The sequence below is a fragment of the Bradyrhizobium zhengyangense genome, assembly GCF_022012435.1.
Classification (GTDB): Bacteria; Pseudomonadota; Alphaproteobacteria; order Rhizobiales; family Xanthobacteraceae; genus Bradyrhizobium; species Bradyrhizobium zhengyangense.
In genome coordinates this window covers 97358-116517 of sequence record NZ_JAKLUA010000015.1, presented here as the reverse complement: position 1 = coordinate 116517, position 19160 = coordinate 97358, and the positions used below count along the sequence as shown (strand labels likewise).

22 protein-coding genes are annotated in these 19160 nt (G+C 62.3%); 6 read left to right on the top strand and 16 right to left on the bottom strand.

The features are described 5' to 3' along the window. Positions 1–90: 90 nt before the first annotated feature. Both L6637_RS32525 and L6637_RS32520 read left to right on the top strand, forming a co-directional pair. Positions 91–2193 carry a response regulator transcription factor gene (locus L6637_RS32525; RefSeq protein ID WP_237873109.1) on the top strand — a complete coding sequence of 701 codons (2103 nt, stop codon included), beginning with the start codon at positions 91–93 and terminating at the stop codon, positions 2191–2193. Between the two features lie 110 nt (positions 2194–2303). Continuing rightward, positions 2304–2639: a response regulator gene (locus tag L6637_RS32520; protein ID WP_237864878.1), complete on the top strand. Its 336-nt coding sequence runs from the start codon at positions 2304–2306 to the stop codon at positions 2637–2639. Between the two features lie 97 nt (positions 2640–2736). Here the strand turns inward: L6637_RS32520 and L6637_RS32515 are convergent, their stop codons facing one another. Next, on the bottom strand, positions 2737–2955 hold the full coding sequence (locus tag L6637_RS32515; protein ID WP_128962348.1) for a hypothetical protein: 219 nt from the start codon (positions 2953–2955) through the stop codon (positions 2737–2739). 372 nt (positions 2956–3327) lie between these two features. Here L6637_RS32515 and L6637_RS32510 point away from each other — a divergent pair, with 372 nt between their 5' ends. Continuing rightward, complete coding sequence (locus tag L6637_RS32510; protein ID WP_377803197.1) at positions 3328–3552, top strand: hypothetical protein; 225 nt, start codon at positions 3328–3330, stop codon at positions 3550–3552. Positions 3553–4156: 604 nt separating this feature from the next. Here the strand turns inward: L6637_RS32510 and L6637_RS32505 are convergent. The 3 genes from L6637_RS32505 to L6637_RS32495 form a co-directional block, all read right to left on the bottom strand. Continuing rightward, a complete protein-coding gene (locus L6637_RS32505; protein WP_128962281.1) occupies positions 4157–4378 on the bottom strand; it encodes a DUF6894 family protein in 222 nt (73 codons plus the stop codon). A 703-nt stretch (positions 4379–5081) separates the two neighbouring features. Beyond that, entirely contained in the window at positions 5082–5273 is a 192-nt protein-coding gene (locus L6637_RS32500) for a hypothetical protein (protein WP_128962280.1), read from the bottom strand. Between the two features lie 706 nt (positions 5274–5979). Further along, positions 5980–8385 (bottom strand): EAL domain-containing protein, encoded by a 2406-nt coding sequence (locus L6637_RS32495; RefSeq protein WP_237873108.1) that lies wholly within the window; start codon positions 8383–8385, stop codon positions 5980–5982. Between the two features lie 51 nt (positions 8386–8436). Here L6637_RS32495 and L6637_RS32490 point away from each other — a divergent pair, with 51 nt between their 5' ends. Then, the gene (locus L6637_RS32490; RefSeq protein WP_237873107.1) at positions 8437–8856 is read left to right on the top strand and encodes a hypothetical protein; all 420 of its coding nucleotides are present in this window, start codon (positions 8437–8439) and stop codon (positions 8854–8856) included. A gap of 365 nt (positions 8857–9221) precedes the next feature. Here L6637_RS32490 and L6637_RS42650 read toward each other — a convergent pair whose 3' ends face one another. Next, positions 9222–9467: a hypothetical protein gene (locus L6637_RS42650; protein ID WP_333909304.1), complete on the bottom strand. Its 246-nt coding sequence runs from the start codon at positions 9465–9467 to the stop codon at positions 9222–9224. A gap of 61 nt (positions 9468–9528) precedes the next feature. Here L6637_RS42650 and L6637_RS32480 point away from each other — a divergent pair, with 61 nt between their 5' ends. Continuing rightward, positions 9529–9864, top strand: coding sequence for a hypothetical protein (locus L6637_RS32480; protein ID WP_333909305.1), 336 nt, complete (start codon positions 9529–9531; stop codon positions 9862–9864). A 327-nt stretch (positions 9865–10191) separates the two neighbouring features. Continuing rightward, the gene (locus tag L6637_RS32475; protein WP_237864875.1) at positions 10192–10422 is read left to right on the top strand and encodes a DUF6894 family protein; all 231 of its coding nucleotides are present in this window, start codon (positions 10192–10194) and stop codon (positions 10420–10422) included. Positions 10423–10649: 227 nt separating this feature from the next. Here L6637_RS32475 and L6637_RS32470 read toward each other — a convergent pair whose 3' ends face one another. From L6637_RS32470 to nrfD, 11 genes are all read right to left on the bottom strand, one after another. After that, positions 10650–10877, bottom strand: coding sequence for a hypothetical protein (locus tag L6637_RS32470; protein ID WP_237864874.1), 228 nt, complete (start codon positions 10875–10877; stop codon positions 10650–10652). Positions 10878–10977: 100 nt separating this feature from the next. After that, a complete protein-coding gene (locus L6637_RS32465) occupies positions 10978–11277 on the bottom strand; it encodes a cytochrome C oxidase subunit IV family protein (RefSeq protein WP_128962275.1) in 300 nt (99 codons plus the stop codon). Continuing rightward, a complete protein-coding gene (locus L6637_RS32460; protein ID WP_128962274.1) occupies positions 11274–11918 on the bottom strand; it encodes a cytochrome c oxidase subunit 3 in 645 nt (214 codons plus the stop codon). Before L6637_RS32460 ends, L6637_RS32465 begins: the two co-directional genes overlap by 4 nt. Beyond that, positions 11915–13588 carry a cytochrome c oxidase subunit I gene (locus tag L6637_RS32455; protein WP_237864872.1) on the bottom strand — a complete coding sequence of 558 codons (1674 nt, stop codon included), beginning with the start codon at positions 13586–13588 and terminating at the stop codon, positions 11915–11917. Before L6637_RS32455 ends, L6637_RS32460 begins: the two co-directional genes overlap by 4 nt. Then, positions 13581–14522, bottom strand: a complete 942-nt coding sequence (gene coxB, locus L6637_RS32450) for a cytochrome c oxidase subunit II (protein ID WP_128962272.1) — start codon at positions 14520–14522, stop codon at positions 13581–13583. Before coxB ends, L6637_RS32455 begins: the two co-directional genes overlap by 8 nt. Further along, entirely contained in the window at positions 14519–15292 is a 774-nt protein-coding gene (locus tag L6637_RS32445) for an SCO family protein (RefSeq protein WP_237864871.1), read from the bottom strand. The genes coxB and L6637_RS32445 overlap by 4 nt, the downstream gene beginning before the upstream one ends. Next, the gene (locus L6637_RS32440) at positions 15289–15693 is read right to left on the bottom strand and encodes a hypothetical protein (RefSeq protein ID WP_237873106.1); all 405 of its coding nucleotides are present in this window, start codon (positions 15691–15693) and stop codon (positions 15289–15291) included. Before L6637_RS32440 ends, L6637_RS32445 begins: the two co-directional genes overlap by 4 nt. Next, the gene (locus tag L6637_RS32435) at positions 15683–16753 is read right to left on the bottom strand and encodes a hypothetical protein (RefSeq protein WP_237873105.1); all 1071 of its coding nucleotides are present in this window, start codon (positions 16751–16753) and stop codon (positions 15683–15685) included. The genes L6637_RS32440 and L6637_RS32435 overlap by 11 nt, the downstream gene beginning before the upstream one ends. Next, the gene (locus tag L6637_RS32430; protein WP_237873169.1) at positions 16750–17274 is read right to left on the bottom strand and encodes a c-type cytochrome; all 525 of its coding nucleotides are present in this window, start codon (positions 17272–17274) and stop codon (positions 16750–16752) included. The genes L6637_RS32435 and L6637_RS32430 overlap by 4 nt, the downstream gene beginning before the upstream one ends. A gap of 2 nt (positions 17275–17276) precedes the next feature. After that, positions 17277–17795 carry a DUF3341 domain-containing protein gene (locus L6637_RS32425; RefSeq protein WP_237864868.1) on the bottom strand — a complete coding sequence of 173 codons (519 nt, stop codon included), beginning with the start codon at positions 17793–17795 and terminating at the stop codon, positions 17277–17279. After that, complete coding sequence (gene nrfD / locus L6637_RS32420) at positions 17792–19159, bottom strand: NrfD/PsrC family molybdoenzyme membrane anchor subunit (RefSeq protein ID WP_237873104.1); 1368 nt, start codon at positions 19157–19159, stop codon at positions 17792–17794. Before nrfD ends, L6637_RS32425 begins: the two co-directional genes overlap by 4 nt. Position 19160 lies beyond the last annotated feature (1 nt).

Here is a 19160-nt window from a genome sequence, read left to right as displayed (position 1 = left end):
TACGAATCCATTTCACAATTAGGAACGCAATCAGTCGAGCGGACTTAATTTGCTTGTCATGCTTTGTGCGAGGCCGAGCGAAGGAAGCCCATGCGTCGCGTTCGACTGGTGATAGCAGATCGACGTCCGATTGTTCTCCAGGGTTTTGCATCGCTACTGGGCGCCCAGCCCGATTTCGAAGTAGTTGCATGCTGTCTTGATGGAGCAAGTTGTCTTGCGGCCATACGCAGTGTGACCCCAGATGTGGTGTTGCTGGAGGACGGATTCACCGATGTAACCGCCTCCGACATCCTTGCCATCGCGGACGTCGAAGGTCTCTCCTCCCGGCTGGTGTTTTTCACTGCTACCGTCGCCTGCGGCGATCTCGCCAGTGCACTTGCGACGGGTGCTTGCGGCGCGATTCCGATGAACGCCAAACCAGAGGCGCTGGTTCAGTCCCTAAGGCTAGAAAAAGCGGGATCAGACCTGGCGAGGGTCGGTAACGAAGCTAATGGAATTGAATCGTTCGGCGATAACGTTCAGGCGGTTTTGACCGTCAACGAGCGGACGATCATGGATCTCGTCGCCGAAGGTTTGTCGGACAGTGAAATTGGTCGGGTCCTGGGTGTCTCTCTGGAGATCGTCAGGATTCACATCGACCACGCGCGACAGAAGCTTGGAATTAACAACCGGACTGAGCTCGCCGCGCTGGCGCTGTCGCGCCGTTATGGCGCGATGAGTATCTTGACAGCTGCGCTCCTGGCAGCGTTGGACGATTCGCCCGGTCATGCCGCAACCGAAAGTTTCACGGTCATGGCCGAAGACGGCCGCGCGGAGATCGTTACCTTTAAGATCGGCCGCAAGGAAGCAGTATCAGGTGGCCCCCCGGGCAGAAGCGCGAGCAAGGACCGCGCCGGCGTCGCAGCGGTGACCTCGTCGCCGACTGGCAAGCTCGTCGACCCCGTGGCCGAGATTGCTGCGAGCGTATTTGCCCAGGCAGCACTCAACGCGCCGAGGCCGGGTTCGAGCAGCTACAGCATCTTCATGGTTGCGGCTTTCGCCGCCTTGATCTACGAGCTCGATGGTGCCAACCATGCCGTGCAGGCGTTCGATTTCGGCGATGGCATCGTAAATTCATCTACCGCAAGCGTCGTCAACGGATCAGCATCCGCGCTTCCTGGCTTCGCAAATTTTGGCAGTATGGCGGTGTACGGTGAGGCGTTTGCATTCGAGTTCGCCCAAGGCGATATAACCGCCACAGACCACAGCGAGCTTTATGTCGGCAACGCCCATGCGGAAGATGGCGGCAGTGGCCGAGAAAACGCTATTCATCTAGGTTCCGGGGCAATTGATTTTGTTGCGGTAGCGGCGCAGGAAGCCGCGGAACGTGACGCCACGCAGACAGGCCGGGAAATTGATCAGGGTCGCTCGCAATCTGATTTGTGCACTCCCGACAACAACTCGGAAGCCGCGAAGCTTGAGGCCCCGCGAGACGATTTAAATCACGGTCAATCGCAGAAAGCCCTGCATGAGTCCGACCATACCTCCGGAGCCGCCAAGGGGCACGTCAAGAATGAGGATGCAGTAGACAGTTTAAATCACGGTCATTCGCAGAAAGCCGTGCAAGAGTCCGAACACACTTCCGGAGCTGCAAAGGGACACGCCAAGAATGAGGCCGCTGCAGACAGTTTAACTCACGGTCAATCGCAGAAAGCCGTGCATGAATCCGGCCACACATCCGGAGCCGCCAAGGGGCACGCTAAGAATGAGATCCCAACAGAAGATTCCAATCACGGACAGGCGCACGGCGATTTTCAGAATTTCGAAGATCGCTCTGCGGCCGGCAAGCAACACGGACAGCATCCGCAGGCAGGTGATTTCAATAGTGGCAAACCGCAGCACGATATGCCAATGGCGCCCGAAAATTCTGCCAGCGACGCACATTCGGGATTAAAGAACGAGGGCGGACCTTCTTCCGACAAGGCAGAGCGGGCCACATCAGTGATTGCCACTAAACTTGGCGATTCCTTTCATTTTAAAACTGGCGCCGATAATACGTCGTCAGACATGTATGACCTTCAGCAATTGAGCCTCGGAAATGGAAAAGCTCATGGAGATGGTCGGCATGCTATTGCGCCCGAGGGGCCGCCAGATACGCACCATGACTACTCCTGGCACGTCGATCTTCATGCGGCTCACGATCTGATTGTGTAGCAAATACTGAATGGCCGGGCCTGGTTCAGTGCTTTCTACGCTGCCAGCGATGAACCAAAGAGTTTCTGCGCATTATCCAGCAAATAGGGTGATGCAAGCGATGTCGAATTTTGTCACGCTGCTGGTCGAGGACGACTCTCTGCAAGGAGAGCTTTGTTGCCGACATCCTGAGAGGCGAAGGTTTCGAAGTCGTCGAATGCACGACGGCCGAAGCGGGCGAGGTCATTGTGACGCCGACCGGCGTCGATTTGCAGGCGCTGATCGTCGATCAAAATCTGGCCGGCGTGATGAAAGGCACCGAGCTTGCAGCCTACGCTCGTTCGAAACATCCACACCTGAATATCGTTGTGATGTCCGGCGATCGCCTAGGGTCACTGCCGCGCGATACCGTTTTCCTGCCAAAGCCGTTTCAAGCTGAGCGTTTGCTTGAGGCTGTACGCGATTAGCGCGCCGTCGACCGGGGGTTCAGTGGCCGCCTCAATGACAAGCACGCCGGTGAGATCGAAGACTGCATTCCGCCTGCGGGAGTTGCTTGCGGGAAGGCTACGCCCGACCCGTCAGCTGTAATTCCATAAGCGCTATTCTCTGCAGAATCACGATGTCTCGCTCTCCACTCTTGGCCGTGCGCAGGATTGATTCAGCAAGAATGTTGACGTGCGCCGAATGGACTGGCTCCGGCAGCGTAGCCAAGGCAGCGCGCAGAGCGGCGGTCATAGCCTCGACCGTATCTGGGGAAAACGCCGCGTTGGCAAAGTTTTGCATAATTTGGCACTCGATGCGCCCATGCGCCTGAAACAATGGTCTTTCGGGCGTGCAGTTCCGCCTTGAAGGTTTTTGTCCTCGCTCGGTTTTGCGATTCCGCTTTAATAAACGGCCGGCTTATTTTTGCCCCTGCTTGGGAAACGTCGCGTTTCCCGCACGTTGATGACAATAACAACCTACGGAGGACCTTCCATCATGCGGCTATTAGCACTCGCAGCACTCGTGGCGATCTCCAGTGTGACAGGAGCCCTTGCTCAACAGGCGACGCCATCGCGGAGCCTCCAGGACGAGGCGGATAAGGGCATCAAGACACAAAACTCGGGCGCCTCGGGCTACGTCGGTGAACAGGACAAGCCCGGCTCGGCTTCGCATATGCCAGGCGATGCCAATCGATCGGATACAGCTGGCACGGTTTCAACAGCTCCAAGCGCCCAGAATTCTGGAGTCGGGATTAGCGGAGCGCCTGGCGGCAAGAACGGTCCCTCGCAACAGGGTACGGTTGGCTCCGCGTCGCAGAACCTCTCGGTGCAGGAACAAGATCCGGCGAACGTAAAAGGCCTGCCAGGAAACAAAAGCGGCCCGCCCGCAAAACGATAACGCACAGCGCCTAACGCTATTGCCCAACATCGGCAACGATGTGGGGTTTTCACTCTTAGGAACGAAACGGGGGAGTGGGGCTTGGTCGCCGAAGGGAGTAACCCTGTCAATCGGCGTCAGAGCCCTTATTCCCCGCCGAAGCACAGCCGGGCTTTCGGATACCGACGTTCGACGAGCTGCTGCGTTAGAGCCTGCCCACAGTCGAGCAGCCCAGGTACTCTGGGGCTGGTGAGGAGTAGAGGCACCGGGGCCGAGAGCGCACCAACTCGCATACACCAGCGCGCTACTCGAGACCTTCTACTGTGTGCAGCCTTTGCGCGCCCACAAATGTGAAGTTCCGAGATTAACATCGCGACACGTTTCAATTTCACAGGAACTGCGGAGAGTTGCCTGTTTCCCGGTCATGCACATGTCTAGTGTCGTCGTTCAATCCTTCGATATTGCCTGGGGCATTCTCGCGAAGTCCGGAGAGATCTCGCGGCCCGACGCGACTGCCACCTTCCTCCTTGAAAGCGTCCGAACGCAAATTAGGATGGGTGAGTTTCGCCCGCTCATCGAAGCATGGCGCGCTCACGGGTAGAGGCGCCGCTCATACTCCGACGATCTAGAAGCTACTCGAAGCCAGAACAATCCGGTCGATCTCCTGGCCGCCCTCCGTAACAATTGCAATCGAATTTCCATCTCGCACCAAATGGGGCTTTTCGGTCGCGAGAGCGCGCGCCAGTGCCTTGGCGTGGATCCGCGCCTCGCGGTTATCCGCGCAATCCTGGCCGAGGACATCATGAGCAGGCGTATCGCCCACGAGATGGAAATAGAAGCGGGCCATGGCCTTCATTCATAGAGGGTGCACATAGTTGTCAGCGCGTACCGATGCGTTGATGTCGTGGGCAGAAACCGGAAAAATGCTCCGCGTCCAACATCCCCATTGAGTCCGGTTGTCACCCGGCAGTGCATTGAGCAACGCGGCTCTGTACGCAAGGTTGCTAAACGCGCACCAGGCTCAAACTATCTTGCTTTAGAACATTGGTGCCCAGTAGGAGCCTCGGCGCAGTCCGCGAAGGTGGGTCACCAAGAGGCCTCCGCGATGCTACCAAGTCACGAAGAGCCATTAATCCTGCGGCGTGCTCCAGGAAGGGTGATGAGCTGAGGCTGCTGTCGCTTCGGAACGGAGGCGAATCCAACCGTCGCGGCGCAATCGTAGATCTCGCTCGGTCTGTCTCATGTCCAGTTTTGAACATTGGCGTGGTGATGTTCATGCGCGTGCTTTACGGCTCATGAACGTTCAGCAGGGCTGCACTTGTCGGCTCCGCGGCATAAAAAACCCCGGCGCTGGGGGATCAGCGTCCGGGGCAGTACACCCACAGTTCGGGCTCGGTACTGCCGAGCTATCAAAGGAACGATGCATCGCCGATAGAGTTCCGCAAGCGCCGCGACTTAAGCACCTCCCGGTTTGGGACGAGCGGACCGCTGAGACCGCGTTAACATTTATTAGGTTCTGGATTAACTTCGCGGGCGAGGTGGCAAGCTCCTCACTTGATGCGCTTTGTCGTGACCAACCGCAGCACAATGCCGTACTGCCAAGCCCGAACCCTTATCGCGGCCTCACTCCTGTTCAGTTCTGCGGAGATCTGGCTCGGTCGCCATCCCGCCTCTGCCATGGTGACCAGCCGCTCGTGCTGTTCCGTTGTCCACTTCTTCAACAGGGGGTAGGTGGATTTCATGTTAAGAGCGGGCTCATGTAGACGGCTCAAACCGCAAGATAAGGGTGGCGGGGCAGTCAAAGTCTCTTCACCGTAGGATCTCGCGAGCATCAGCGATATCCGATTCAGCTGATGCGTGATATGGGTACGATTGCTGCGTGCGCTCGGTGCAAAAGTGCACACAGCTTAATCCTAGACGACTCCCCTAACCCATTTCGCGAAGCTTTAGAGGCGTGTGTATCGGCAGAACCTAACGGTTAATCGCTCAATAAGACATCGTCGGAACGTCAACGCCGCGGCATCTTGGAGCGAGGAATTTCGGATGGGGCTCAAAAGAGGACTGCTTGGTGCGGTGGCATTTGCATTGGTTCTCACCGCAACAAGCGCAGCGTTGGCGACAGAGGAGGGAATTTGGCGGGTTCAAAAATCATCTGGCGAGGTTTGGATCGCTGCAATCGGGGCGCAGCCCGCGGCACTGAAACAGGAAGACGCACAGCAGCCTTCGACGCCGCAGGCAGCTCCGCCCCCCAACCCAGTCCGCGCACCTGAACCCGAGCTTAGAGAGGCGGAGGCGGGACACCAAACCGGAACATGAGTTCGCCCGTTTCCTGAAGGACATGGGAGCTTCCCATCCCGTCAATACTGCACGTCCATCAGTAGGCGGGCCGAGATCTGACTTCGGTCGCGAGCGTGCAGCTGCCACGCGCTCAATAGCCGGCCAAAGGTCTTAGGAGACCGCGCGCAAACGGGACTCCTTATCGTCCTTGGCGGCAAGAAGGCTTCGGGGGCGGCCGATCAGATAGCCCTGCATCTCGTCGCAACCTTCCTTCAGCAGAAGAGACATCTGGGCGTCGGTCTCGATTCCTTCAGCGAGTACCGGAAGCCCGAGACCATGGGCAAGGCCGATGACGGCCCGGACGATGGCGAGCGAGCGATCACTTTGGCCGAGCGCCATTACGAAGGACCGGTCGATCTTGATCCGGTCGAGGGGAAACGCCTCCAGGTACGACAGCGAGGAGTATCCCGTGCCGAAGTCGTCCAGAGCGATTTGAACCCCGAGCGCCTTGAGCGACTGCATCGTATTCTTGGCGCGCGCGATGTCCTCGATCAGCACTCCTTCGGTGATCTCAAGCTCGACCCGCGAGGGCGCCAGGCCGCTCTCGCGCAGCGCCTTGCGGACATGCGCATCGAGATTCTCCCGACGGAATTGCGCCGCCGAGACGTTGACGGCGATCCTGAGAGGTTCGGTCCAGGACGCCGCCTCCCTGCACGCCTCCATCAGGACCCAGTCGTCGATCTGCGCGATCGAGCCGCTCTGCTCGGCGACCGGAATGAACTCCCCGGGCGGAATGATGCCGCGAAGAGGATGACGCCAGCGGACCAGCGCCTCATAGGCCTTCAGCGTGCCGTCCCGGTGCTGCTGCGGCTGATATTCCAGAAAGAGCTCTCCTCGCTCGACGGCCGCCCGCAGATCGTGGTCCAGCGCCCGCCGCTCTCGCAATTGCTTGTCCATGGCGCTGGTGAACAGGCGGATGGCACCCCGCCCTTCATGCTTTGCGCGGTAGAGGGCGGCATCGGCGTTCGCCAGCAGCGAGACCGCGTCGTTGGCATCCCGTGGATAGAGGGCTATTCCGACGCAGAGATCGATCTTCAGCGCGTGACCGTCGATCTCGATCGGCCGCTCGAACTGGGTGCGCATGCGCGTGGCCAGCAGTTCTGCGGCTCCGGGTAAAGGAGGCCGATCGACGATGCCGATGAACTCGTCGCCGCCGACGCGCGCGACGTAGGCCCCTTCCGCCACCTCCTTCAGGCGTCTTGAGGTCTCCCGCAGCACGGCGTCGCCGACGGCGTGGCCGAAAAGATCGTTGATCTCCTTGAAATGATCGAGATCGATGCAGAGCACGGCGAAGGGGCTGTCGGTGATCCGCGCTCGTTCGATTGCGGATCCAAGGTGTTCATCCAGGGCCGTTCTGTTGGGCAACTCCGTCAGGGCATCGTGTCGCGCCAGATAGCTGATCTTCTCCTGGGCCCGGTTCCTGTCCGTCACGTCGAAGGCGACGGAAACGTGCGCTGCCCGTTCGCCATAGACGAGAGGCCGGGATTCGATGACGACCTGGATGGGCTCGCCGTCGGCCGTTCTGTGCAGTTCGAAGTCACTTTCCGCGCTGTCAGCTTCCCCGCACTGAAGTTGCCCCTCGATCATGGTAAGGAGAGCTTCGCGGGGGTAACCGTAGTGACGGCACATGGCGCCGTTCACCGCGATCAGTTGGCGGGTGTTCGCATCGGCGACCCACATCGGAAGCGGGTTCTCCTCGAAGAGAAGTCGGAAGGATGCTTCCCGCCGCTTCAGGTCGGTGATGTCGATCCGGATGCCGATGCTGCCGCCGTCCGCGGTGCGCCGTTCTTCGATCCGAACCCATCGATCGCCGGGCAAACGCTGCTCATGCGAGTGGCGAGGCAGCGCATGCCGGGCGAGGCGTTCGGTGAGCCACTCGGCCTCCCGGCCGATCGCCTCTGGATACTGCCCGGCCTCCAGACCCGTCCGGATGAGCGCCTCGAACGGCGTGCCGACGGTGAGGGCACTGCCGCTGATGCAATAGAGCTCCGCGTAGCGCCGATTCCAGAGGATCAGCTGATCGTCCTTGTCGAAGATGGCAAGCGCCTCGGGAACGACGTCCAGCGCGTTGGTCAGATGGGCGTGGGCGGCTCGAGCGCTCGCTTCCGCCTGCTCGGCTGCAGCCTTAGCTTGCGCAAGTGCCGTTTCGGTGCGGTGCTGCTCGGTGATGTCCTCATGGGTCGCGACCCAGCCGTTGCCGGGCATTGGGCGATGCCGGATGCGCACGATGCGGCCGTTTGTCAGTTCGACCGTGGTGTCCGAATCCTCGGTGATGACGGGAGAACTGTTACGCCAGACCAGATAGTCTTCCTTGGACATCCTGGGGGCGCTGCCCACGGCATAGCGCAGATCGACGATGTCGTTCAGCTTCATGCCCGGATGGACGGCGTCCGGATCGAGGTCGTAGATCTCCAGGTACTGCCTGTTGCAGACGATCAGGCACTGGTCCTCGTCGAAGAAGCAGAGACCCTGTGACATGTTGTTGAGCGCCCGGTCGAAGCGCTCGGCCACGGCCATCGCAGTCTTCTCCGCAACGCGTGCGCGGTCTCCTTCCTCGGCCAGTCGGCCGTGAGTTCCGACGAGTTGAACGAAGGATCGGAAATTGGTGCTGATCATCCGTCCGAGCAGGAGGAGCAGCAGCAGCAGATTGATTCCCAGCGAGATCATCATGCCATCGCCCGAGAGCAGCAGCACAGTCGCGATCGGGGTGCCGGCGATAATCATCGTCAGGAGCGATGCGGGCGGAAAGCTGCCGAGGCAGTAGGCCGTGCCTACGCAGCCCATGAACACGAGCAGCGCGACCGGCGCGCGGAGCTCCGGTTCGACGACACCGAACAGCGCCAGGATCCAGAGCACGAAGCCCGTGTTGAGGACGATCGCGACGACACGGGTTCTGACGAGCTCGCGATAGGCGTGCTCGGGGGTGAATTCGACGCCGCTCAGGCGAAGCCACTGGATCAGCCGGACCATGCAGATCGCGAGCAGTAGGGCCGGGACCGCAAACCGGAGCCACGGCGAAACGTTCGACGGGAGCACTAGTCCCACGCTGATGCTGTCGATCAGCAGGACCGCGTAGAGAACCGGCACCTGCTTGCGCAGCACGCGGAATTGCTCCACGAGCAGCGAACGACCGAGCGGATCGGTCGTGCTGCCCACGGAGAAGGCGGCGCGCATTCGAGAGAACAAGTCCATCGGGAAATCCCCAGCAGATCAACAGGCTAGGGACCAAGTGTCGAACGACACGTAAAGGTGGCGACCGCCCGCCGGACTAGATGATGTTTTGGTGACGTTGGTCTTAACGCGTCTGGCGCAATTGCGAAGGAACCGCTTCGCGAGGGTTGTTTCGGGCGGGCTCATCGCGCGGCCGATGCGGCTGCTGCGCCCGCTAGTTGCTGATCGGGGTCGAGAATGTTCTGAAGACAGGGTAGGCGGCCGCCGCTATCTACCAGGAGCGAGAGGCTGATGCGCGCGACCACGCCGGTCCAGGCGCGCTCTTCGCTGGCTGGATAGTTGATAGTGACCAGGCGAGCCGAATTGCAGCGGTCGTACCAAACCTTGTCGCCCTTGTAGCTGGAGAGCGCGAAGAAACGCGACGTCACCCGCTTGTACTGGATGCGCGCAGGCGGCCCCTTTTTCTAAAGGAAGGCTGCCGGTGAATCGTTGGAGACGTTCGGAGCAGCCTGTATCGTGATGTTGGCCCGGCCGTTGAAGGTGGAAAAAAGCTGCCCGTATCCGTCCGGCTTGCTCTCGGCTTCGGTGAAGATCCGTCCTTATGCCAATTCGGAAGCCGCGGCCCGCAAACTGGTGGAGTTGGCGACCGGTGTCGCGCCGGTCCAGGACGGTCGCATTCATATCGAAAATCAACGCACATTCCTGTTCGCGCTGAAGGCAACAGGCAGCAAGTTCGGCGCCTGCCTCGAGTTCGCCGGCGAGCGAGGCTGGGCTCGAACTGCACGAGAGCGGCACCTACGTGCGGATACTACCGCCAAGCATTAATCTGTTTCCGCGTCAGTAAAGCAGCAGCACCGGTAGCCACGCTGCCAGCGACGCACAGAGACCGATACCCAGATAAGGCAATGCAAGGCGCATCGGCATCCCTCCGAGACGCCAAAATACATCGCCGCGAGCTTCGCACATTCGGCGGCGACCGGCCACGAATCTCCAGTTTGCGTCGACAACGTGGAACCACCGGCATCGCAGGCCGATTGATAACCCGCCGAGCATCGCCGCCGATGCTGGCGGAGCGGCCCCGGTCTACTTGCCCCCAAGCCCCCCAACCGGGGCCGACTCTCCGACCCTAAAGAGCGGCATGTGAGGACTGCTATGCCAAAGTATTTTTTCCACGTTCATCATGGCCACACCGAGCTAGACGAAGAGGGCGAGGAGTTGCCCGACAAGCATGCGGCATGGCGGGAGGCGACGGTGACCGCGGGACAGATTCTGCAAGGCCTCGACGGCAGATTGCGCCCGCAGGAGGACTGGAGCATGGAGGTCGTCGACGAGTTTCAGAACCCGCTCTACACCCTGCGCATCAGCGCCGAGAAGCCGAAGTGACGAAGCTTGTGATAGTAGCGGCGATCGTTCTCACGGCGCTCATCGCGTTTTCGGTGTGGGTGATCGCGCTATGACCTTCGAGACATCGAGTTCTTCCAATCCGGTCGCCTGCTGGCATTCGCATGGCATGCCCGCCCCGCACTGACATCCCTTCTCATCCCAAGGCTGGAACGGGTGGTTTTCGCAGACCCAGCCCAAACCGAAGCAGATCTGACAATCTGGATCTATCAGGTGACCAACTCCAGCGAGCGGTCGGCACAAAATTTCTTGTAATCTCTGATGGCCGTGTTCGAAAGCATCAATACCCGACGCTCACCGCGACGAACCAGTTTTTCCACCGACTCCAGCAGAACCTTGCTCGCGACCGACGGATCGCCGAGGTCACCGGTGCGCTCAAGATAATCCCAGGCGATCTGAATCGAATTTTCCATGACGACGGGCAAAGGTTCACTCATCGAAAAGAAACAAGTCCGAGGCGGGCATGTTCCTCGGGGCTCCCGATTTGAACCCAAAGCCGGTCGTGCAGCTAGGTTGTACGCAGCTGGAAGTCGAACCTCACAGGCGTGCGAGGATGTCGGACAGCGTCAATGCGAACATCGCGGCCAGGAACACCAATCCTGCCATCGCGGCAAGCCGGATCAGGGGTCTGGCGGAGGCCAGCTCCATGAACAGCAGGACCACGAGCATCGATTTGGCGATCGCGATCACGATGCCGCTCGCTGTCGTTATCCGACCCATGGGAATGTATGCGGAGACGAGGCTGAGTAGCAGCAGCGCCATCAGCGCGGCCCAGATCACCAGATTTCGCGTCCACAGGCGGCGGACGGTAAGGCCCGATTTGTCTGGCTCGCTCACGACGAACGTCCCGGTAGATAGATCAGCGGATACAGGAAGATCCAGACGATGTCGACGAGATGCCAGTACAGCGCGGTGACCTCGATCTCAGGATTCTCCGTCACCGGAAGCTCGCGGCGGAGCAACACCCAGACCAGGCGGCCGACCAGCGCAATGCCGATCGACAGGTGGATGGCGTGGACCGACGTGACCAGCCAATAGAATCCAAAGAACAGCTGCGCTGCTCGCTCCGGTAGCGCAAATCCAGCGCCCGGGACCAGATGCTTGTCCATGTCTTCTTTGTATTCGAAGCCCTTGATGACGATGAAGGCGAGGCCGAGCAGCGCGGTCACCACCAGGCATGCGATCACCAGCCGCCGCAGCCGCGCGTAGCTCTCCGCCCCTTGCGCTGCGACCGCAATGGTGAGGCTGCTGGTCAGCAGCACTGCCGTGTTGATCGTGCCGTACCAGATGTTCGTCTCGCGGCCGGCCGCCGCGAACGCCGCCGGATGCTCGATCCGGCAGACCGAGTAGGTCAGCATCAGGGCGCCGAAGAACAGCGTCTCGCTGGCGAGGAATACCCAGATGCCGAACTTGCCGGCTTCGCGCTGGCGGCTGAAATCGACCCAGGGCTCTCGCAGCATTGCGGTTTCGTCACTCATTGCGTCTCTTTCGCGTTCTGCATTTCCGGCGGATCGGTTCCCGCCGACATGCCCTCGGCGTGATAGTCGTAAGGCGCCCGGTCGATCCGGGGCTGCCAGTCGAAATTCTTCGGCGGCGGCGGCGAACTCGTGGTCCATTCGAGGCCGGTCGCACCGAACGGATTCCGGCCGGCCTTGCCGCCGTAGAACAGCGACCAGGTGAGGTAGAAGAGCGGCAGCAGATAGGCGATGGCGAGCACCGCCGCGCCGGCGGAGGACATGACGTTGTAGATCTGAAATTCCGCCGGATAGGTGTGATAGCGCCTGGGCATGCCGAGATAGCCTGCGAAGAATTGCGGCAGGAATGTCATGTTGAAGCCGGCATACATCAGGATCGCGGCGAATTTCGCCCAGCTCTCCGGATAGCGCCGGCCCGTCACCTTCGGCCACCAGAAATGCATGCCGGCGAAGAAGGCCGAGACCGAGCCGCCGACCATGATGTAGTGGAAATGGGCGACCACGAAATAGGTGTCGGTGACGTGGACGTCAACCGGGATCGACGCGAGGAACAGCCCGGAGAGACCGCCGGTGGTGAACAATCCAACGAAGCCGAGCGCGTACAGCATCGGGGATTCGAAGCTGATCTGCCCGCGATAGAGCGAGGCCGTCCAGTTGAACACCTTGATCGCCGACGGCACGGCGATGATGAAGGAGAGGAACGAGAACACAAGGCTGGCGAGCGGCGACTGGCCGGAGACGAACATGTGGTGTCCCCAGACGAAGAAGCCGATGCCGGCGATCGCGAGCATGGCATAGACCATGAAGTCATAGCCGAAGATCCGCCGCCGCGCGAAACAGGGGATGATCTCGGACACCACGCCCATGGCCGGCAGCACCATAATGTAGACCGCCGGGTGCGAGTAGAACCAGAACAGGTGCTGGAACAGGATCGGATCGCCGCCGCGCGCGGGATCGAAGATCGGCAGGCCGAACACCCGCTCGGCGATCACCAGCAGCAGCGAGATCGCGAGCACGGGCGTCGCGAGCACCATGATCAGCGACGTCGCGTAGATCGCCCAGACGAACAGCGGCAGCCGGAACCAGGTCATGCCCGGGGCGCGCAGCATGTGGGTGGTCGCGATGAAGTTGACGCCGGTGGCGATGCTGGCGAAGCCGACCACGAACACGCCGGCGGCGGCGGCGAACACGTGGGTGTTGGAGAACATCGAGGAATAGGGCGTGTAGAACGTCCAGCCAGTGTCGACGCCGCCGGCGACGAGGGCATAGACGGTGAACGCGCCGGCCGCGATGGTCAGGTACCAGCTGAACAGATTGAGGCGCGGGAAGGCGACGTCCGGCGCCCCGATCATCAGCGGCAGCAGGAAGTTGCCGAGGGTGTTGGGGATCGACGGCACCAGGAAGAACCAGACCATGATGATGCCGTGGAACGAAAACAGCTTATTGTAACTGTCCGAGGTCATCAGCCAGCCGTTCGGCTGGAACAGCTCGAGCCGCACAGCGGTGATCGCCGCGCCACCGAGGAAGAAGAAGATGGTGATAGTCACCGCGTAGAGGATCGCGATGCGCTTGTGATCGGTGGTGGAAAGCCAGGACCACACCGTCGATCCGTGGCGCAGGTAATCCGGGCGCGGCGGCAGCGGCAGCTCTCCGGCGAGCAGGGAATCAGTCATTGGGCGGCTCCTCCCCGAGCGAGCGGATATAGGCGGTCAGGCTCTGAATCTCGCCGTCGTCGAGCAGCCCCTTGAAGCTCGGCATGATCGGCTCGAAGCCGGCGACGACGTCGCGCTTCGGCTGCAGGATGGAGTCGCGGAGATAGGCGTCGTCGGCGGTGACAGTGCGCCCGTCGGCGAGCTGGACCGCGCGGCCATAGAGGCCGGCAAGGCGCGGCGCGTGGACATTGGAGGATGTGGCGTGACAGCCAGAGCAGCCCTGCGAGACGAACAGCTTGGCACCTTCATGAGCGAGGTCGTCGCCTTCGGGTTGGCGGGTCAGCCATTTGGCGTAATCCTCGGGCTGCATGACGACGATCTCGCCACGCATCGCCGAATGGTTGGTGCCGCAATATTCGGCGCAGAGCAGCGGGAAGGTGCCGGTCTTGCTCGCCTCGAACCAGATGTCGGTATCGCGTCCGGGCACCACGTCCTGCTTGACGCGGAACGCCGGCGCGTAGAAGGAGTGGATCACGTCCTGCGAACTCATCAGCAGATGCACCGGCTCGTGCAAGGGAACATGCAGCGCGTTGATCTCGCGGGCCCCGTTCGCGTGCTGCGTCTTCCACATCCACTGCTTCGAGACCACATGGATCTCCAGCGCATGCGGCGGCGCCGCGAGGCTACTGAGGTCGGCGGAGGAGGCCCACCAGAACAGGAAGGCGAAGGTGAGGAGCGTCGCGAGCGTCCAGCCGATCTCGAACTCGCGGCCGAGAAACTCCGGCATCGGACCGCGCTTGGCCTTCGATCCGCGCCGGTAGCGCACGGCGAACAGCAGGATCAGCCCGAATACCAGCACGACGGTCGCCCCGGACAACGCGAGCAGCAGGTAGAAGATGTGATCCACCGTGACGGCGTGCGTGCTGGCCTCGGGCAGGCTGAACAGCGAGTTCATGCCGAAGCTCCGCGTCGTCTGCCGCGCACCAGCAACAGCCCGATCAGACCCGCCATCGCGGCGACCGTGGCGCCGCCGAGAAGCTGCAGGATCACCGCGATCCTGCTGGTGTAGATGCCGTGCACAGCATCGAATCCGTAGCATAGCAGTGCGATTCGGCCGGGGAGGCCGCCGATGCGGCCGTTGCCGGCCTCGAGCAGCGCGAGACGCAGATCGGCGGGCTGCAGCGCAAGGCTGGAGAGCGAGCGGACGACCCGTCCATCCGGTGCGAGCGTGACGAAGGCTGCCGGATGCGCGATGGCGTCACGGCTGCGGTCGAATGCGGTGTGATAACCAATGCTGTCGAGCAGTGTGCGGACGCTGCCGGGCGATCCGGTCAACACCGATGTCCCGGCCTGGCCGATCTGTCCCTCCGTGAAGCGCCGTGCGTCGTCGCGGCTGTCGCGCGGATCGATCCCGACGATGACGAGGCTGTAGTCGCGTCCCGCTGCGAGCCCGCTCTGCTGCAAGGCAGAACTCGCGATCGTCAGCGCCGGCCCGCAGATCTGCCGGCAGGTGAAGTCGGCCGGGATCAGCAGCGTCGGACGCCCGGCGACCGCATCGCCGATCGACACGGGACGGCCGTCGAGACCGGTGAATTGCAAGGCGAGTGGGACATGCGCATCGGCTCGCGGATCGAAGGCGACGCGCCCGATCTCCTGCTCGGTCAATCCGGCCCGCGCAAGCGCTGGCCACAGCACCAGCGAAAGAACGAGGAGAGCCCGCCTCATGGCTTGCCTCCGTCGGCAGGGGGCGGTTGAGCGTCGTGATCCCCGATCGCATCATAGGCATGCGGGCCACGGCCGGCGATGAGCTGCATCGCCTGATCGATCGGGATGCGCGCCTTATTGTGGTCGCGATCCACCCAGGCATAGCCGGAGAACCGGGCCTGCTGCTCGGCCTCGAAGCGCGCGAGGTCGGCCTGCGGCGATGTCTGCAACGCCGGCGCCGGAAACCGCCGCTCCGTGCGCGGGAGGAAGGCGCTTGGCACTTGGGCGTTCAGAAACAGCAAAAGTCCAGCGATAGCAGCCGCCACGAACAGCAGGAAGCCGCCGACGACGGCCAGGACGACGCGGTTGTCAACATCGGCCGGTTGCGGCAGCGCGCGATGTCCCATCTCCTCAACCGGCATGGCGCTTGCCTCCGAATGCGAGGCCTCGACCGAACAGCATGGAAGACGCGGTCAGGATGACGAGCGAACCCAGGCCGGCCAGGGCGACGGCGGGTTGCCGGGCAAACGCGGGCAGGATCAGCCAGGCGAAGTGCAGGCCGGTCCCGAGCAGCAGGAGAACACCGACGGCACGCAGGCCGGCACGGCTGGCGCGTACGCCCGCGAGCAGAAGCATCGTGAACGGCAGAACTGCCCCAATGACGAAAGTTGCGATCAGCACCGCAGCCCATGTGTCGGTGCCGCGCTTGAGGAACCACGCCGCCTTGTGCGGCAGATCGCCATACCAGGCGACCACGAACGTCATGTAGGTGAGATAGACAACGCCCAGCAGCGTGAGCATCAGCAGCTTGCCGATGTCGCTCCTCGCCCGGCCTGCGACATTGGCGATCCCGACGACGGCCAGCACGGCGAGCGCCGCCAGCAACTGCTGGATGGCGATCATCGATGCGAAGGCGGTGGACACGTAGTGCGGCTCGACCGACAGGAACCAGTCGATCGCGACCACGCTGATGGTGAGCCCGAAGAAGGCGAGGCCGAGCCCGGACAATAGCCTTCCGCCGAGGCCGGACGCAAAGATCACTGCCAGAACCGACCATCCCGCCAGGGTGATCACCGCCCGCAGGATGAAGGATGCCTGACTCAGATACCAGGCCGCGACATCCGGCTTGATCTCGCCGGGATCCGCAGCCCAAGGATAGACTGCCGGCAGTGTGGCGAGCACCGGAACGAAGGCGATGGCAACGAGCGGCATCATGGCGGCGAGCGGACGCAGGACCGGTGCAGCAGCGATGCCCCAGACCCCGCCGGTCAGGCGGTGGATCAGCAGCAAATTCATGCTGCCGACCGGGGCGCAGCTCCAGATGGCGAACGCCAGCAGCCAGCCCTGCAGCAGGGGTGGATAAATAGCCAGGCGCCCGAGAACGAGCAACAGCGCGGCCGTGAGCGTCAGCAGCGCAAGCCCGGCCGCCGCATGCCGGTTGCCGAATGCCGACAGAGTCTGCCTATGCGATGCCGCGATCATGGCAGCTTGCTCCTCAGCTGCGGGACCTCGGTCATATCGGTCCGCTGCGACTGCTGAAGCGCGCGGATATAGGCGATGATGGCCCAGCGGTCGCGCGGCTCGACGCGCGCGGCATAGGAATACATCGCGCCGTAACCGTTGGTGATCACGTCGAAGAAGTGCCGGGCGTCGGCGGCGCGCAGCCGGCTCGAATGAAACGACGGCGGGGCGGGAAAGCCGCGCTGCACGATCATGCCGTCGCCATGGCCGGAGAGTCCGTGGCAGGGCGAACAGTAGATGCCGAAACGCTCGCGGCCGCGCGCCAGCAGCGCCATGTCGACGGGCGGCGGCGTCGCGACCTGCCGCGCGCGATCGAGCTCGCCCTGCGCGATGGCGCCCTTCGGCGGGACCTGGGCCTCGGTGCCGTCCCTGAACAGCGCCGCCTTCGTAAACGTGCCGTAGCGGTTCTGCTGCGTCATCGAGTGGTCGCCGCAGCCACCGAGCGCGGCGGGCAGCATCATCAAGCAGAGCAGCCGGCGGATCGTCATGGCGCGCGCAGCTCCGTCACCACGACCGCGCCGGCCTCGGTGAGTACCGTCCGCAAATCTCTGGGATCGGCTTCGGAGGCGGCGACCAGGATGTAGCGATCCTGGGTCGCGCGCTCGAAACCCGGGATTTCGAACAGGGCATCGTGCAGCCGCGGCAGGCGGCACGACCGCAGAAAGGCGATCACGCCGGTGAGGGCGGCGGCAAACACGCCAACCTCGAAGGGGACCAGCAGGAACACCTGCCAGGAATTGAGCGGCCGGCCCCCGCTGTCGATCGGATAGTCGATCACGGCGCTGTACCATTGCAGGCCGAACGCGAAAGCGGCGGTCGCGAGCCCGCCGATCAGCATCGCCACCCTTATCCGCGAGCGATCGAGGCCGAGCTGTTCCGCCAGCCCTTCGATCGGGTAGGGCGTGAAGGCGTCCAGTGCGGCATGGCCCGTGCTCTTCACGCGCCGCAAGGCCGCTTGCAGTGTTTCGGCGTCGAGGAACTGCGCTACCAGCGTCGCGGTCATGCGGCGGCCTCCTCGTGGGCGAGTTCGCGCATGTCGAACATCGACACGCTCGGGATCAGCCGCATGAAGAGCAGGAACAGGAAGGCAAAGAAGCCGAGTGGCGCGATCAGGAAGCTCCAGTCCCAGAAGGTAAAATGGAAACTGCGCCATAGCGAAGGCATGTAGTCGTGCGACAGCGTATTCCAGACGATGAGGATACGCTCGAGCCACATTCCGATGTTGATCGCGATGGCGACAAGAATGAGCACCGGCAACGAACGTCGCGCGAACGGCCACCACAGGAGCTGAGGCACGAGGCAGTTGCAGGTCAGGAGCGCCCAGTACAGCGGCGCGTAGGTGCCGGTGAACTCGAAGCGCACAACGGCGCGGTCGGCATGCTCGCCGCCATACCAGCCCATGAACCACTCGGTCGCATAGGAATAGAACATCACGATGGAGGCCATCAACAGGATGCGGGCCATCGCGTCGAAATGCCGGGGCGTAATGATGGCCTGGAGGCCGAGCCCCCATCGGATCCCCGCTGCGAGCACGACGACCATCGCGAAGCCGGAATACATTGCGCCGACCACGAAATAGGGCGGGAAGATGCTCTCCTGCCAGCCGGGCATGAGGCTGGCGGCGAAATCGAGGCCGACGATCGAATGGACCGAACAGACCAGCGGCACGCCGAGCGCCGCCATCGTGCTGTGCAGCGTCTGGAGCCGCGACCATTCCCGCGCCGAGCCGCGCCAGCCCAGCGCGAATGCGCCGTAGACGAGCTGGGCCCCTCGCCGCGGCGCGCGGTCGCGCAGGGTGGCGAGGTCGGGGATCAGGCTGACGTACCAGAACAGGATCGAGAACAGCAGATAGCTGACGATGGCCCAGAAGTCCCAGACCAGCGCGCTGCGCCATTGCGGCCACAGCGCCATCGTGTTCGGATAGGGCGCGAGCCAGTAGGCATAGATCGGCCGGCCGAGATGAATGATCGGCATCAGCCCGGCGATCGCGACCGCGAATAGCGTCATGGCTTCCGCAAAGCGGTTGATCGAGGCTCGCCATCGCTGCCTGGTCAGCAGCAGCATCGCCGAAATCAACGTGCCGGCGTTGCCGATGCCGATCCACCAGACGTAATTGGCGATGGCAACGCCCCACACGATGGTGGAGTTGATGCCCCAGATGCCGATGCCGCGGTAGAACAGCCAGACGATCGCGACCAGCAGCCAGAGCACGAAGGGCAGGGTGGCGAGCAGCGCGAGCCACCACCGCTTGCCGAACCCGGTGAACAGCGGGTCGGCGATGGCCTGGGTGATCGCGACGTCGTCGGCGCGCTCCGCCGAAATCCAGCGATGCGCGGGCGGCTGTTGCGGCACGAGGACTTGGCTCATG

Bases quoted from the DNA above. Each gene is read 5' to 3' on its own strand.
- L6637_RS32525 (WP_237873109.1), top strand. From the start codon at position 91: ATGCGTCGCGTTCGACTGGTGATAGCAGATCGACGTCCGATTGTTCTC.
- L6637_RS32515 (WP_128962348.1), bottom strand. From the start codon at position 2,955: ATGCAAAACTTTGCCAACGCGGCGTTTTCCCCAGATACGGTCGAGGCT.
- L6637_RS32510 (WP_377803197.1), top strand. From the start codon at position 3,328: ATGCCAGGCGATGCCAATCGATCGGATACAGCTGGCACGGTTTCAACA.
- L6637_RS32505 (WP_128962281.1), bottom strand. From the start codon at position 4,378: ATGGCCCGCTTCTATTTCCATCTCGTGGGCGATACGCCTGCTCATGAT.
- L6637_RS32500 (WP_128962280.1), bottom strand. From the start codon at position 5,273: ATGAAATCCACCTACCCCCTGTTGAAGAAGTGGACAACGGAACAGCAC.
- L6637_RS32495 (WP_237873108.1), bottom strand. From the start codon at position 8,385: ATGGCCGTGGCCGAGCGCTTCGACCGGGCGCTCAACAACATGTCACAG.
- L6637_RS32475 (WP_237864875.1), top strand. From the start codon at position 10,192: ATGCCAAAGTATTTTTTCCACGTTCATCATGGCCACACCGAGCTAGAC.
- L6637_RS32470 (WP_237864874.1), bottom strand. From the start codon at position 10,877: ATGAGTGAACCTTTGCCCGTCGTCATGGAAAATTCGATTCAGATCGCC.
- L6637_RS32460 (WP_128962274.1), bottom strand. From the start codon at position 11,918: ATGAGTGACGAAACCGCAATGCTGCGAGAGCCCTGGGTCGATTTCAGC.
- L6637_RS32455 (WP_237864872.1), bottom strand. From the start codon at position 13,588: ATGACTGATTCCCTGCTCGCCGGAGAGCTGCCGCTGCCGCCGCGCCCG.
- coxB (WP_128962272.1), bottom strand. From the start codon at position 14,522: ATGAACTCGCTGTTCAGCCTGCCCGAGGCCAGCACGCACGCCGTCACG.
- L6637_RS32445 (WP_237864871.1), bottom strand. From the start codon at position 15,292: ATGAGGCGGGCTCTCCTCGTTCTTTCGCTGGTGCTGTGGCCAGCGCTT.
- L6637_RS32440 (WP_237873106.1), bottom strand. From the start codon at position 15,693: ATGCCGGTTGAGGAGATGGGACATCGCGCGCTGCCGCAACCGGCCGAT.
- L6637_RS32435 (WP_237873105.1), bottom strand. From the start codon at position 16,753: ATGATCGCGGCATCGCATAGGCAGACTCTGTCGGCATTCGGCAACCGG.
- L6637_RS32425 (WP_237864868.1), bottom strand. From the start codon at position 17,795: ATGACCGCGACGCTGGTAGCGCAGTTCCTCGACGCCGAAACACTGCAA.
- nrfD (WP_237873104.1), bottom strand. From the start codon at position 19,159: ATGAGCCAAGTCCTCGTGCCGCAACAGCCGCCCGCGCATCGCTGGATT.